Source organism: Neisseria sp. HMSC056A03 (assembly GCF_001815685.1).
In the GTDB taxonomy this organism is placed as follows: Bacteria; Pseudomonadota; Gammaproteobacteria; order Burkholderiales; family Neisseriaceae; genus Neisseria; species Neisseria subflava.
Genome location: NZ_KV821666.1, coordinates 1,127 through 13,984, shown reverse-complemented (window position 1 = coordinate 13,984; position 12,858 = coordinate 1,127). Strand labels below are relative to the sequence as shown.

Below are 12,858 nucleotides of genomic sequence, written 5' to 3'. Positions count from 1 at the left end.
AGGCCGTCTGAAATGTTCAGACGGCCTTTTTATATCGGCAGATTATTTTTTCTCTTGCTGACGCGTGTACACCAAGGAAGTCAGGATGGATGCGCCCAGTGCGCCGAAGACGACGGACAGGGAAATGGAAATCGGGATATGTACCCAGTGCATAATCAGCATCTTGATACCGATAAAGCTCAATACGAAAGCCAAGCCGTATTTGAGGAAAATAAAGCGTTCGGCAAAGTCTGCCAGTAAGAAGTACATGGCACGCAGGCCCAAGATGGCAAAAATGTTGGAAGTGAGGACGATGAAAGGGTCGGTCGTTACGGCAAAAATAGCGGGGATGCTGTCCACGGCGAAGATGACGTCGCTCAATTCGATCATAATTAATACCAGCAAAAGTGGTGTAGCGATGCGTTTGCCGTTTTCGATGGTAAAGAATTTTTCACCGTCAAACTGTTGGCTGGTCGGGATGACTTTTTTGAGCAGAGTCAGGATCTTGTTTTGGGAAAGGTCTTCTTCAGCTTCGGCTTCGGGCTTCATCATGTGAATGCCGGTGTATAAGAGGAACGCGCCGAAGAGGTACAAAATCCATTCAAATTGTTGTACCAAGGCTGCACCGATGAAGATCATGATGGCGCGCAGGACGATGGCGCCGAATACGCCATAGAGTAAGACGCGGTGTTGGAATTTGGGTTCAACTTTGAAGTAGCTGAAAATCATCAGGAAAACGAATATGTTATCGACGGCAAGGGATTTTTCAAGTACATAGCCGGTGAAGAATTCGAGGACTTTTTCTTTGGCGACAACAGCCCCGTAAGTCGGGTTGCCCGCCAGTTCAAAATAGAGCCAGCCTGCAAATGCGCAGGATACGGCTACCCAAATGCCGCTCCAGGCGAGGGCTTCTTTGATGCTGACTTTGTGGGCGCCGTTTTTTTTCAGCGATACCATATCGATGGCGATCATGATTAAGACGGCAATAAAGAAGATGCCGTAAAACATCGGCGAGCCAACGGACGGGTATTGGGTCATAAACAATCCTTGTGTGGGGTGTGGGTAAGGTTTACCAAGACAGGTAAAACATTGCCTTGGCAAAAAAGACAATAAACAGCATATGGCTGAAGACAACGGCGTGTATATATTTCGACCAGCCGACGGTGAGGGTGTGTCGGGCCATTTTGACAACAGCGATGGCAAAATGCACCAAAACGCTTACTGCCAACAGGATTTTGATGCTCAACATAATGCTGAAGGCGCTGTCGAGAGGATGGTGCAGCGTTGGCAGATAACGGTTGTACACCATGACGATGCCGCTGATAAAAAGGGTGATGACGACAATCGGCATCACGCGGACGGCACGATGGGACATGGCACGTTCGACTTCGCGACGCGATTCGCGCGAAACGCGGCCGGTGTGCAAAACGGAGAGAACCAGCATTTCGAAAAATACGCCGCCGACAAAGGCAATCGCGCAATAAACGTGGATGATGTGTGCCAGTGCGTAGGTACTCATGACGGGTGTTTCCGGTAGTTCAGACAAGTTGTCATTGTATCACTACCGAATGCGGTTGATGTATGCGCAATTTTATGCCAAATATATTAAATTTTATAAATATTCTATTGGAATTGCCGTTTGTTTTTGAAGTTAACCGTTCATCAAAAGCATTATCTTAGTTTAATCTGTCTTTACTTATCAGAAAATATATTAATGAAAGGTTGTGCCATACTGCTCCATATACAGCTTAAACCCTGATGGAGAATCAAACCATGAAGAAAACTTTTGCAAAAACTGTGACCTTGATCATGTTGGCCGCCTCTTTGGGTGCATGTGCCAATATGACCCAAACCCAACGCAACACTGCTGCTGGTGCGGTATTGGGTGGCGTGGCAGGTAACTTGATTGGTGGTGATACCGGCTCTACCTTGGGTGGTGCGGCTTTGGGTGGTGTTATCGGCAGTCAGGTTCATACCCGCTATTAATCCTTTATTCGGTTAGAAATAAAAAGGCCGTCTGAACATTCAGACGGCCTTTTGTTTTGCGGTTTATTCGTTGACGAAGGTTACACCGGTCAGTTGCGATTGCAAAATGGCAGTGCGCAAAGCAGTCAGTGCTTTCGGACGGACAAAGTTGCGGCGATAGGCCAAAACGACACGGCGGTGCGGCGCATTGCCTTCAAACGGGATAATGCTGAAAAGCATATGGTCGTTTTCGGTCAAGGCGGTAGCCGGCATGACGCTGATGGCCAAACCGCTGGCAACCATGTGGCGGATGGTGTTGATGGAGCTGCCTTGCAGGGTATTGGTCAAACCTTGGATTTTCTGTTTGGAAGCCAATTCGGAACAGCTCGCCAACACTTGGTCGCGCATACAGTTGCCTTCAGACAGCAGCAACACTTGTTCTTCGCCCAAAAGCTGAGGCGTAACGGCATCGAGTTCTTCAAAGTGATGGCCTTTGGGAACAATGACGAAGAAAGGTTCGTCATACAGAGGCTTGGTCACGATACCCGGCTCTTGGAACGGCTCGGCAACGACGATTGCATCGACATCGCCACGTTTGAGCGACTCGGTCAGGATGTGGGTATAGTTCTCTTCCAGCATCAGCGGCATTTTCGGTGCGGTTTCACGCAGCGCGGTAATGAGCTTGGGCAGAAGGTAGGGGGCAACGGTGAAAATCAGGCCGAGTTTGAACGCGCCTTCCAATTCGTTTTGCTCTTCATTGGCAAGGTGTTTGATGAGTTCTGCTTCTTCCAGAACCCGGCGGGCTTGGGCAACAATGCGCTCGCCCGCTTCGGTCGTGATGATGTCGTTGCTGCTACGGTCGAACAGGGATACCGACAGCTCTTCCTCCAGCTTTTTGATGGCGATGGAGAGGGTGGGCTGGCTGACAAAGCAGCGTCGTGCGGCACGTCCGAAGTGACGTTCTTGTGCGACGGCTACGATGTAACGCAATTCGGTCAAGGTCATGTGTTAAGCCTTTTTTTGTTCCGGCAGGGTGATGTTCAGCTCAAGAACGTCCAAGCCGTCTTGTTTCTCTTGGGAGATGCGGATGTCGTCCAATGATACGTTGACGTATTTGGACAGGACTTCCAACAACTCTTTACGCAAGGTCGGCAGATAGTCCGGAGCTTGGCCTTCTTGTGCGCGTTCTTGTGCGATGATGATTTGCAGGCGGTCGCGCGCGACTGTAGCGGTTTTCGGCTTTCTGCCGAACAGCATATCGAGCAGTGACATGTATTAACCTCCGAACAGTCGTTTTAAGAAGCTTTTCTTCTCAGTTTCGAGGAAACGCATTTCGCGGTTTTCACCCAAGAGGCGGGCGATAACGTCTTTATAGGCTTCTGCTGCTGCGGCATTGTCTTGGTGGATGACAGGTTCGCCGGCATTGGAAGCTTGCAGAACGTTTTGTGATTCAGGAATCACACCGATCAACGGAATACGCAAGATGTCGCAGATGTCTTGTACAGACAGCATTTCGCCTTTGGCTACGCGCTCAGGGGAGTAGCGAGTAATCAGCAGGTGCTCTTTAACAGTACCGCCTTGTTCGGCTTTGCGGGATTTGCTTTGCAAAATGCCCAGGATGCGGTCGGAGTCGCGGACGCTGGATACTTCCGGATTGGTGGTAATGATGGCTTCGTCGGCAAAGTAGAGTGCCATCAGTGCGCCTTGTTCGATACCGGCAGGGGAGTCGCAGATGATGAATTCGAAGCCCATTTTTTCGCTGGCTAACTCTTTCATCACGTTGTCTACGCCTTCGCGGGTCAGTGCGTCTTTATCGCGGGTTTGCGATGCAGGCAGGATGTAGAGGTTTTCGCAGTTTTTGTCTTTAATAAGGGCTTGGTTGAGAGTCGCTTCGCCGTGGATAACGTTGATGAGGTCGTATACGACGCGGCGTTCGCAACCCATAATCAGGTCAAGGTTGCGCAAACCGACGTCGAAGTCGATTACGGCAGTTTTGTGGCCGCGCAGGGCCAGGCCGGTTGCGATGCTGGCGCTGGTAGTGGTCTTGCCTACGCCGCCTTTACCTGAAGTTACTACGATGATTTTGGACACGATATTTCCTTTTTAAGTACTGATGTTTATTCGGCGTCGATTGCGCTGATAACCAGTCGGTTGTCTTGCAATGATACTTGTACGGGTTTTTTGTGCAGATGCTCGGGCAGGTCTTGCTCGAAGTTGCGGTAGATACCGGCAACGGAGACTAATTCGGCCTGCATGGAATGAATAAAGATGCGCGCGTTGGTATTGCCTTTTGCACCGGCCAACGCTCTGCCGCGCATGGGGGCGTAAATATGGATGTTGCCGTCGGCGATAAGTTCCGCACCTTGGCTGACGATGCCGGTAACGATGAGGTCGCCGTTTTCAGCGTAAACCTGCTGGCCGGTACGCACGGGCGTGCTGACCAATACGGTCGGATTGTTGATGACGGTGGCTTGTACGTCTTGCGGTTGCGGTGCTTGGCGCGGAGCAGGCGCTGCCTGTGTGTCGGCTGCCTGGGTGGAGTTGCCTTGTTTGAAGACCAAGTGGTAACGCGCCGCCGCTGCCGCCCATGTGTCGCTGGTGTGGTGCAGCCCTAAGATTTGCATGCCGTAACGGGCAAACAGGGAAATCATGCCGCCCAAATCGATGGATTCGGGGTGGTCGAAATCTTGTACGTCTAAAATGAAGGGAACGAATTCGTCTTGGGATTGGCCTGCCAATTGGCGCAGGAATTCTTCCAATTCGGTTAGATCTGCGGTGTGCAGATGGATGGATAAGACGTCCAAACGTGACGTTTTTATGTCGAATGCGGGTTTCATTGTAATGAAATAATAAAATTTTTTAATGACGTAAGTTTACCGTGTAAATCTTGGCTATTCAATCTGTTTGACCATCTGAAACCAAAATATTTTGTTTGAACGTTTTTCAACTGTATTTAGTGTGGTTTTTTGGTGTGAATGCAGGTTTCAGACGGCCTTGGGAAAGGGGTAGCCGTGTGTGTCGATGTCATCGGCGGCGGCCCACGGCGTGTGGATGAGGGTGGACGGTAGGTGCGCCAATTCGGGGACGTAACTGCGGATGTAGCTGCCGTCGGGATCGATTTGATGCGAACGGTGGGCATAGCGGACGGTAGCCGTGTCTTGTGCGGCGAGGTGCCAGTTGGCTTGGTTGAGTGCGGGGTCGGTGCCGGTTTGGACGGAGGCTGCCCACGCAATGCCTTGGTTGGGGTCGAAGTTGAGGGCGTGGCAGAAATAGTGGGCGCACAGCTGCTGGAGAACGGGGTGTAAGTGACCAGTGGCTTCGAGGCCGCGGATGGAGGCGTCGATGATGGGTACGCCGGTTTGGCCGAGTCGCCAGTATTCGCGTACCGGAGCGGCATCGGTTGTTTCGGGCAGGCGGCGGTGGTAGGCGAGCTGGTAGCAGTAGTCGCGGAAAATAAGCTTGTCCAGCCATTCGAAATGTCGGTTTGCCAAGCCTTCGGCGGCCAGCAGGCGCGGTGAAATGCAGCCTGCGGACAGGTAGGCATTGAGGAGGCTGGTGTTTTTTCGTGCCGGAAAGTTTTGGGTAATCGGGTAGTGAACCAAATTCTGTTTGAATGCGTGCCATTGCGTTAAGGCTGCGGTTTCGCCGCCCTGCTGATAGGCAGGCAATACCGCGCCGGTATGGGCTGGAAACAGTGGAACGTTTTGTCTGGTTTGAACAGGCAATTCGGTTTCAGACGGCCTTTGTCCTGAATAAGCTTGCAACCATGCTTGTTTATAGGCGGCAAAATCGGTGTAGGGCAGGCCGTTGGCATCCATGAGGGGGGATTTGGCCAAAATGCCGCGGTCGTTGGCGTGTTGCAGGGCAATGCCTGCTCGGTCGAAATTGTGCCAGAGGTGGTTGTCTTGGCGGATTTCGGCTTCGGTGTAGGCTTCGTCTGTGATGACGGTATGGGCATTGAGCGCAGCAGCCAAGCGGAGGAGGTCTTCATCGGAAGCGACGATATATAAAGGAATATGGTGCGCCGCCAGACGGGTATGCAGCTCTTGCGCGGCTTGATAATGGAACAGGCTTTGACGCGGATTGTGGTTTTCAGACGGCCTTTGGCTGACCCAGACGCAGGCGATGGGCAAACCGCTTGCAACGGCGGCATTAAGCGCGGCATTGTCGTGCAGGCGGAGGTTGCGGCGGAACCAGACAAGGACGTGAGCAGATTTCATGAGCATGTTCCGACGGAAAACGGGGAAACCATTTTATCAGAATCGGCCTCATGTATCAGGCCGTCTGAAAAATCTTTTGGTTTGATTTTGCTATATAATTTTGGTTTTAGCAATGAGGCGGCAATCATGACCGAGAAAACCGTTTTGGCACTCATTACCTGCCAAACCTATCCCGAACCATCAGACAACCTGAAAACATTGGCGGCATGCTTGGAAACCATGGGCGTGAAAACCGTATTTGATGCGTGGCAAAACCATCCGTCCGCGCCGTTTTTGCTGCCTTTGTGCGCATGGGATTATGCCGCCGAACCCGAAGCCTTCCGCAAATGGCTGGAGCAAGCCGAGCAGGCGGGGCAGCGTTTTATCAATCCGCCCGAGCTGATGGCTTGGAATATGGAAAAGACTTATTTATGTGATTTGGCAGAACGCGGCGCACAAGTGATTCCCAGCGTGTTCGTTCCGCCGCAAAAAGCCGAATTGACCGACATTTTGAACCAACAAGGATGGACGGAAGCGGTCATCAAACCGGCATTCGGGCAGAGCGGCAAAGGCGTGGTTAAAGTTTATGCAGAAACATTGGACGTAAACATGGCGGATTATCCACAAGGCGTGATTGTGCAACCTTATATCCGCGAAATCGAAACGGCGGGCGAAACCTCGCTGGTGTTTTTCAACGGCACATTCAGCCATGCCGTGCGCCGTCAGCCGCCACACGGCGAATGGCGAGCCAACTCGGCCTATGGCGTGTCGGTGTTCGGTATCGAGCCGCCCGAGTTTGCCATCTGCGCCGCGCAAAACGTACTGGCCGCTTTGCCGCAAATGCCGGCTTACGCCCGAGTGGACGGTACATTGATCGGCGACACCTTCCTGCTCAATGAATTGGAACTCATCGAACCTGCCCTGTATTTGCACACCAGTGAAGGCGCGACGGAACGCTTTGCCCGAGTGTTGGCGCAGTTGCTTGAGCAACATTCATCAACCTGACTTTATTAATATAAATAGCAAGCCTCAGGCCGTCTGGAAACCATCTTTCAGACGGCCTGAGGCTTTTTTTAAACAAGATTTGCGTGTTTGTATTTTTCAATAATGTGCCATTTGTCGATTGTGTCATTTTAATTGTTGCAGTCTTAATTGAAGGTTGATTAACTTTCATTTGGCATTTTATCTCGGCTGCAGCCTTTATTTTTAGCGGATTGTAAACAATCTGCTCGGTCTAAATAAATATCTTTTTAGGGTAAAACCTCAAAAATCTTTTTAAAAAGAAAGATATTGTCTTATTGAATATTCTGTGCTGAAATTACATGACACTACAAAAAGTAGTGCATAAAAAATAAAACAGACAAAGGAGAAAGCCATGCAATTGTTTTTAGATAATCTCAAAGCCTTTTTCGAAACCATCAGCGGCTGGGTCTGGGGACCTATTATGTTGATGCTGCTGGTCGGTACGGGCATTTTGCTGACCGTTTTGCTGAAAGGCTTGCAGTTCACCATGTTGGGTTATGCGCTGAAACAGGCGTTTGTGCCGTCAAAGAAGCATGAAGACGGCGAAGACCACGAAGGTGATATTTCCCATTTTGCGGCGTTGATGACCGCGCTGTCCGCCACCATCGGTACGGGTAACATCGCCGGTGTGGCGACTGCGGTGGTAACCGGCGGCCCGGGCGCGGTATTTTGGATGTGGATGACCGCCATTTTCGGCATGGCCACCAAATACGGCGAAGGCGTGTTGGCGGTGAAATACCGCGTCACCAATTCCAAAGGCGAAATGTCCGGCGGCCCGATGTACTACATCGAAAAAGGCTTGGGCAAAAACTGGAAATGGATGGCCGTTGCGTTTGCGCTGTTCGGCACATTCGCTTCATTCGGTATCGGCAGCTCGGTGCAGTCCAACTCGGTTGCGCAGGCAGTACAAACCAGCTTTGGTGTTGAACCTGCGTACACCGGCATAGTCTTGACCGTATTAACAGCCATTGTGCTTTTGGGCGGCATTAAGGGCATCGCCAAAGCCGCGTCTTTTATCGTGCCAGCCATGGCAGTGTTTTATGTAGTGGGCGGTATTTCCATTATTGTCGTGAATTCTGACGCACTGATGCCCGCCGTCAAACTGATTTTCTCCGATGCGTTTAGCGCGCAGGCCGTTGCCGGCGGTGCCATCGGTACGGTTATCCGCTACGGCGTGGCGCGTGGCGTGTTCTCCAATGAGGCAGGTATGGGTTCTGCGCCGATTGCCGCCGCAGCCGCGAAAACCGACCACCCCGTCCGTCAGGCTTTGGTTTCCATGACCGGTACTTTTTTGGACACCATTGTTGTCTGCTCGATTACCGGTATCGTGTTGGTCATGGGTCTGCTCGGCGCAGGCGGCGAGTTTGTCAAACCTGAATTGAGCGGCGCGGCGCTGACAACCGTCACTTTCCAAAAAATGCTGCCCGGCATCGGCGGCTGGATTGTCACCATCGGCTTGATTTTCTTTGCCTACTCAACCATTCTCGGCTGGTGTTATTACGGCGAGAAATGTGCGGTTTACGTCTTCGGCGAGAAGTTTGCCGGTTTGTACCGCGTCGGTTATGTTTCTTCAGTTATGCTGGGAACCGTGTTGAGCCTTGATTTGGTGTGGCTGGCTTCGGACACATTCAACGGCTTGATGGCATTGCCCAACCTGATTGCGCTTTTGTTGATGGCGAAAGTCATCGTCAATGAAACGCGCGACTTCAAACAAAAAATTAAAAACGGCGAATTGCCGCATTAATGTCCAAGGCCGTCTGAACATTCAGACGGCCCGATGTATATTAAGTCTGTTTTGAAAAAAGTCAGAGGAGGAACAAAATGAAAGTGCTTGTTTTAGGTGCTGGTGTTGCCGGCGTATCTTCCGCGTGGTATCTGGCGGAGGCAGGACATGAAGTAACGGTCATCGACCGCGCCGAGGGCGTGGCGATGGAAACCAGTTTTGCCAACGCAGGCCAGCTTTCTTACGGCTATACCACGCCGTGGGCTGCACCCGGTATCCCGACCAAAGCGCTGAAATGGCTGTTTAAAAGCCATCCGCCTTTACTGTTTCGCCCTGACGGCAGCCTGTATCAAATCGAATGGCTGTGGCAAATGCTGCAAAACTGCACGGCAGCGCGCTATCAAATCAATAAAGAGCGCATGGTCAGGATTTCCGAATACAGCCGTGAGATGTTCCGCCGTTTTGAAGCGCAAACCGGCATGAATTTTGAAGGGCGTAAAAAAGGCACGTTGCAGATTTTCCGCCAAGCCAAAGAAGTCGAAGCGGCAGAACAAGACATTGCCGTTTTGGAACGCTACGGCGTGCCGTACCGCCGTCTGAAACCCGAAGAATGCGCAGAGTTTGAGCCTGCGCTGGCACGCGTTACCGCCAAAATTGCCGGCGGCCTGCACCTGCCTGCGGATGCGACCGGCGACTGCCACCTCTTCACTGAAAACCTATACAAATTGTGTCTGGAAAAGGGCGTACAGTTTCATTTCAACCAAACCATCCGCCGCATCGAACACAATGGGCAGCGCATCAGCGCAGTCGAAACCGAAAAAGAACGCTTTGAAGCAGATGCCTTCGTCTGCGCGCTCGGCTGCTTCAGCAGGACGGTTTTGGCGCAGTTGGATCTCAATCTGCCGATTTATCCCGTCAAAGGCTATTCCTTGACCCTGCCGGTCACCAATTCAGACGGCGCTCCGGTTTCCACCGTTTTGGATGAAAGCTACAAAGTCGCCATCACGCGCTTTGACAACAGAATCCGCGTCGGCGGCATGGCGGAATTGTCGGGCTACGAAATCAAACTGCCCGAAAAACGCCGCGAAACCTTGGCTTTGGTCGTCAACGACTTGTTCCCAGAAGGCGGAGATTTGAAACAAGCATTGTTCTGGAGCGGTCTCAGACCGATGACGCCCGACAGCACGCCGCTAATCGGGCGCACCCGCCTTGAAAACTTGTTCCTGAATACCGGCCACGGCACTTTGGGCTGGACCATGTCGCTGGGTTCGGCAAAATTAACCGCCGATATCGTGAGCGGCAAAGACACCGAAATCCGCAGCGACGATTTGAGCCTGTCGCGTTATCAGGCTTAAGCTGGAAAGCGATAAGGTTTAAAGGCCGTCTGAAAATCATTTTCAGACGGCCTTATATATTGCGCCCTATCGCAGGGGCATTTTTAACAATCGTAAAGCCCCTTTAACAAAGGGGCTTTTCTATGTGCATCGTCTTCTACACTGTCAATCCCGAACCGCCTAAATTTCCAAAATCTTTCATCGTTCGTATTTTCAAAGACGATTCTGACGTTACCCGTTGCCTTAAAACTGTCAATTTTCCCATATCTTCCCCCGACCGTATTTCACAGATTAGAAATGCCGCCAATGAATACGGTCGTTTGTTCGTCTGCGAAATTATCAGCAAAGAGGTGTCCCAATGAAACACATCAGCACCGAAAAAGCGCATGAAGCCGCGTTTAGCGGCGGCAGCGTAAGCGACGCGCCAAAGGCGGCTTCATGCGCCGATATGGCGCCCCCCTTATCTAACAGGGGGGGAGCAGAAACCGAAGCGGCTTTGAGTACCGAACACGAAACCTTCGAAAAATACACCACCTTTTTAACTGATTCAAAAGGCCGTCTGATTGAAGTGCCTTTGCGTCGTGGCAAAGCCAATTCCGCTTTTATCGACCAAATCAGTTTTTCAATCCACGAAGATACTTTTTCACTGCTTGCCGGTTATCCATTGGTTGCCGATGATGAATATATCGTCCGCGCATCTATGGTTCTGGCAGATATTTTTGGTTTCGGTATTACCGAAAAAGCCAAGCATTCAGGTGGTCGTTTTTATGATTCCTGCTGGTTGATGGGTACAGACAATGCCCAATATGGCCGCGTTCATTTCGGTGGGCAAAACAATACCATGCTGATTGAAGTCACTGCCACAGGTTGCAATGCAGCATCTGACGGTTGGGAATCAAGACTTTATAACTTCATCACACAGGCTGTCCGTCCCAAAATTACCCGTATCGACATTGCCAAAGACTTTTTTCAAGGCGAATACACGCCCGAGCAGGCCAAATCCGACCGTCTCGCCGGTAAGTTCACCAATCATCACATGATGCCCGATGGCGAATCAGTCGGTACGGATTGGGAATCAAACAACGGCAAGGGCAAAACATACTATGTAGGCTCCCGTGAATCTTCCAAATACGTTCGCGTTTATGAAAAAGGTAAACAGCTCGGCGACAAAGAAAGCCAGTGGGTACGTTTTGAAATCGAATTCAAAGCCAAGGATATTGTGATTCCGTTCGAAGTATTGGCAGTTCCGGGTGAATACTTCGGCGGTGCATACCCTGTATGCGCCCAATTCCAAGAGAAAGCCAAACGCATCGAAGCAGTGAAAAAGAATCTTGAATTGACCTTTGAGCGCTGCATCGAAGTAGCGAAAAACCAAGTCGGCCGCGCCATCAATGCCGCGAAATCCATGTTTCCTCACAAAGACCGTTCGGAAATCTTAGCCATGTTCGAAGCCGATCATGACTTATTGCCCAAACGCTTAAGCCTTGAAGTTTATTCATGTAACGAAAACCACGCACCGGCCATACACGATAAGCCCGAAGGCAGTTTATGGCTTAACGAATCCGCCCAAATTTTACTTGAAATGGCCATTGAACAAAAAAACAAAATGACGAAGCTTATTGAGGCCAAGCATGAACAAGATTATTTGAATCTGATGTATGACCGATATGCATGTAGATTTTAAAAGGCAAAACGCTGCCGCCTCCAAGTGCAGTGTATTGAATAAGGAAACACATCATGCAAATGCAAATTCAAGGCCAAATCATGGGCGTCAAACGCTTTAACGGCCAAATCGACGGTAAAACCTTTGACTATTGCCGCGTCATCGTGTCTACACCGCTGGACAGCAGCCAAGGTAACGCATTAGGCAGCTCGGCCACAGAATACGACTACGGCGGTTCCGTTAACTTCGAACAGTTCAAAAGCCTTTCATTCCCATTCGAAGCCGCTTTAACGGTTGAACTCGTTACCAACGGCAAAAGCCAGAAACTGAAAATTCTCGGCTTCCAGCCCAAAGCACCAAACAAAGGCTAAAACATGACAATTACCCGCGTTTACATTGTTCAGTCACGGGAAACGGGCGACTTCCTTTATCCGTCTGATACGGGTGATGTGGGGCATACACCGTTTGTCAATGAAGCTGGTTATTTCTATGACCGAAACGAAGCGGTCGAAACCGCTTTAGAAGAAATTGGCGATAACTTTATTGTCTTCAGCTTTTTATCAGAATTTTAAAAATTCAGGCTACAGGTGCGGTCTGAATAATAGCAAAAGCACCTATTCAATTTTGTTTAACTCACTAAAGGAAAAACATCATGAAATTGATGAACACTTGCCGTAAATACGGCGCAAAACTGGCCGTTGTTGCTGCTGCTCCACTGGCTTTGGCTACACAAGCTTATGCCGCTATGCCAGAAGCAGCAAAAGCAGCTATTGAATCTGCTAAAACTGACGGCCTCGAGGCAGGTTGGTTGGTAATCGGCGTATTTGCTGCTCTGTTCGTTATTGCCATCGTTAAACGCTTGTTGCGCTAATAGGTAATTAAGATGTACTACCAAGTCGGGAATAAATGTCTTGAGCAAAGCCAAGCTGAAAACGTCTATTTCAGCTTGGTAGTACCTCAAATAACCCAAGA

General features: G+C 50.5%; 15 protein-coding genes. 8 read left to right on the top strand and 7 right to left on the bottom strand.

The annotated features are described in order from the left end of the window. Positions 1 to 42: 42 nt before the first annotated feature. Both HMPREF3052_RS10360 and HMPREF3052_RS10355 read right to left on the bottom strand, forming a co-directional pair. Positions 43 to 1,017: a TerC family protein gene (locus HMPREF3052_RS10360; RefSeq protein WP_070749752.1), complete on the bottom strand. Its 975-nt coding sequence runs from the start codon at positions 1,015 to 1,017 to the stop codon at positions 43 to 45. Between the two features lie 31 nt (positions 1,018 to 1,048). Then, positions 1,049 to 1,498 carry a CopD family copper resistance protein gene (locus HMPREF3052_RS10355; protein WP_049329308.1) on the bottom strand — a complete coding sequence of 150 codons (450 nt, stop codon included), beginning with the start codon at positions 1,496 to 1,498 and terminating at the stop codon, positions 1,049 to 1,051. Between the two features lie 254 nt (positions 1,499 to 1,752). On the opposite strand from HMPREF3052_RS10355, the gene HMPREF3052_RS10350 reads away from it, so the two are divergent. Continuing rightward, a complete protein-coding gene (locus HMPREF3052_RS10350; protein ID WP_003684747.1) occupies positions 1,753 to 1,965 on the top strand; it encodes a glycine zipper 2TM domain-containing protein in 213 nt (70 codons plus the stop codon). Between the two features lie 63 nt (positions 1,966 to 2,028). On the opposite strand, the gene HMPREF3052_RS10345 is transcribed toward HMPREF3052_RS10350, so the two are convergent. The 5 genes from HMPREF3052_RS10345 to HMPREF3052_RS10325 form a co-directional block, all read right to left on the bottom strand. After that, positions 2,029 to 2,949 (bottom strand): hydrogen peroxide-inducible genes activator, encoded by a 921-nt coding sequence (locus HMPREF3052_RS10345; RefSeq protein ID WP_070749751.1) that lies wholly within the window; start codon positions 2,947 to 2,949, stop codon positions 2,029 to 2,031. A 3-nt stretch (positions 2,950 to 2,952) separates the two neighbouring features. Further along, the gene (gene minE, locus HMPREF3052_RS10340) at positions 2,953 to 3,216 is read right to left on the bottom strand and encodes a cell division topological specificity factor MinE (RefSeq protein WP_003680625.1); all 264 of its coding nucleotides are present in this window, start codon (positions 3,214 to 3,216) and stop codon (positions 2,953 to 2,955) included. A gap of 3 nt (positions 3,217 to 3,219) precedes the next feature. Beyond that, positions 3,220 to 4,035 (bottom strand): septum site-determining protein MinD, encoded by an 816-nt coding sequence (gene minD / locus HMPREF3052_RS10335; protein ID WP_070749750.1) that lies wholly within the window; start codon positions 4,033 to 4,035, stop codon positions 3,220 to 3,222. 26 nt (positions 4,036 to 4,061) lie between these two features. Next, positions 4,062 to 4,781, bottom strand: a complete 720-nt coding sequence (gene minC, locus HMPREF3052_RS10330; RefSeq protein WP_063076223.1) for a septum site-determining protein MinC — start codon at positions 4,779 to 4,781, stop codon at positions 4,062 to 4,064. Positions 4,782 to 4,928: 147 nt separating this feature from the next. Further along, positions 4,929 to 6,164 carry an FAD-binding domain-containing protein gene (locus tag HMPREF3052_RS10325; RefSeq protein WP_070749749.1) on the bottom strand — a complete coding sequence of 412 codons (1,236 nt, stop codon included), beginning with the start codon at positions 6,162 to 6,164 and terminating at the stop codon, positions 4,929 to 4,931. A 126-nt stretch (positions 6,165 to 6,290) separates the two neighbouring features. On the opposite strand from HMPREF3052_RS10325, the gene HMPREF3052_RS10320 reads away from it, so the two are divergent. The 7 genes from HMPREF3052_RS10320 to HMPREF3052_RS10285 all read left to right on the top strand — a co-directional run bounded on the left by HMPREF3052_RS10320 (position 6,291) and on the right by HMPREF3052_RS10285 (position 12,757). Then, the gene (locus HMPREF3052_RS10320; protein WP_070749748.1) at positions 6,291 to 7,148 is read left to right on the top strand and encodes an ATP-grasp domain-containing protein; all 858 of its coding nucleotides are present in this window, start codon (positions 6,291 to 6,293) and stop codon (positions 7,146 to 7,148) included. A gap of 370 nt (positions 7,149 to 7,518) precedes the next feature. Then, the gene (locus HMPREF3052_RS10315; protein ID WP_070749747.1) at positions 7,519 to 8,910 is read left to right on the top strand and encodes an alanine/glycine:cation symporter family protein; all 1,392 of its coding nucleotides are present in this window, start codon (positions 7,519 to 7,521) and stop codon (positions 8,908 to 8,910) included. Between the two features lie 77 nt (positions 8,911 to 8,987). After that, entirely contained in the window at positions 8,988 to 10,244 is a 1,257-nt protein-coding gene (locus HMPREF3052_RS10310) for a D-amino acid dehydrogenase (RefSeq protein WP_070749746.1), read from the top strand. A gap of 337 nt (positions 10,245 to 10,581) precedes the next feature. Then, complete coding sequence (locus HMPREF3052_RS10300) at positions 10,582 to 11,907, top strand: replication initiation factor domain-containing protein (RefSeq protein ID WP_070749744.1); 1,326 nt, start codon at positions 10,582 to 10,584, stop codon at positions 11,905 to 11,907. Between the two features lie 53 nt (positions 11,908 to 11,960). Beyond that, positions 11,961 to 12,257, top strand: a complete 297-nt coding sequence (locus HMPREF3052_RS10295; protein ID WP_070630413.1) for a hypothetical protein — start codon at positions 11,961 to 11,963, stop codon at positions 12,255 to 12,257. A gap of 9 nt (positions 12,258 to 12,266) precedes the next feature. Continuing rightward, on the top strand, positions 12,267 to 12,458 hold the full coding sequence (locus HMPREF3052_RS10290; RefSeq protein ID WP_174263554.1) for a hypothetical protein: 192 nt from the start codon (positions 12,267 to 12,269) through the stop codon (positions 12,456 to 12,458). A gap of 80 nt (positions 12,459 to 12,538) precedes the next feature. Next, positions 12,539 to 12,757, top strand: a complete 219-nt coding sequence (locus HMPREF3052_RS10285) for a major capsid protein (protein ID WP_070749743.1) — start codon at positions 12,539 to 12,541, stop codon at positions 12,755 to 12,757. Positions 12,758 to 12,858 lie beyond the last annotated feature (101 nt).

Coding starts and splice junctions, on each gene's coding strand:
- HMPREF3052_RS10285 (WP_070749743.1), top strand. CDS start 12,539: ATGAAATTGATGAACACTTGCCGTAAATACGGCGCAAAACTGGCCGTT.
- minE (WP_003680625.1), bottom strand. CDS start 3,216: ATGTCACTGCTCGATATGCTGTTCGGCAGAAAGCCGAAAACCGCTACA.
- HMPREF3052_RS10310 (WP_070749746.1), top strand. CDS start 8,988: ATGAAAGTGCTTGTTTTAGGTGCTGGTGTTGCCGGCGTATCTTCCGCG.
- HMPREF3052_RS10320 (WP_070749748.1), top strand. CDS start 6,291: ATGACCGAGAAAACCGTTTTGGCACTCATTACCTGCCAAACCTATCCC.
- HMPREF3052_RS10295 (WP_070630413.1), top strand. CDS start 11,961: ATGCAAATGCAAATTCAAGGCCAAATCATGGGCGTCAAACGCTTTAAC.
- HMPREF3052_RS10355 (WP_049329308.1), bottom strand. CDS start 1,498: ATGAGTACCTACGCACTGGCACACATCATCCACGTTTATTGCGCGATT.
- HMPREF3052_RS10360 (WP_070749752.1), bottom strand. CDS start 1,017: ATGACCCAATACCCGTCCGTTGGCTCGCCGATGTTTTACGGCATCTTC.
- HMPREF3052_RS10345 (WP_070749751.1), bottom strand. CDS start 2,949: ATGACCTTGACCGAATTGCGTTACATCGTAGCCGTCGCACAAGAACGT.
- minC (WP_063076223.1), bottom strand. CDS start 4,781: ATGAAACCCGCATTCGACATAAAAACGTCACGTTTGGACGTCTTATCC.
- HMPREF3052_RS10315 (WP_070749747.1), top strand. CDS start 7,519: ATGCAATTGTTTTTAGATAATCTCAAAGCCTTTTTCGAAACCATCAGC.
- HMPREF3052_RS10300 (WP_070749744.1), top strand. CDS start 10,582: ATGAAACACATCAGCACCGAAAAAGCGCATGAAGCCGCGTTTAGCGGC.
- HMPREF3052_RS10350 (WP_003684747.1), top strand. CDS start 1,753: ATGAAGAAAACTTTTGCAAAAACTGTGACCTTGATCATGTTGGCCGCC.
- HMPREF3052_RS10325 (WP_070749749.1), bottom strand. CDS start 6,164: ATGAAATCTGCTCACGTCCTTGTCTGGTTCCGCCGCAACCTCCGCCTG.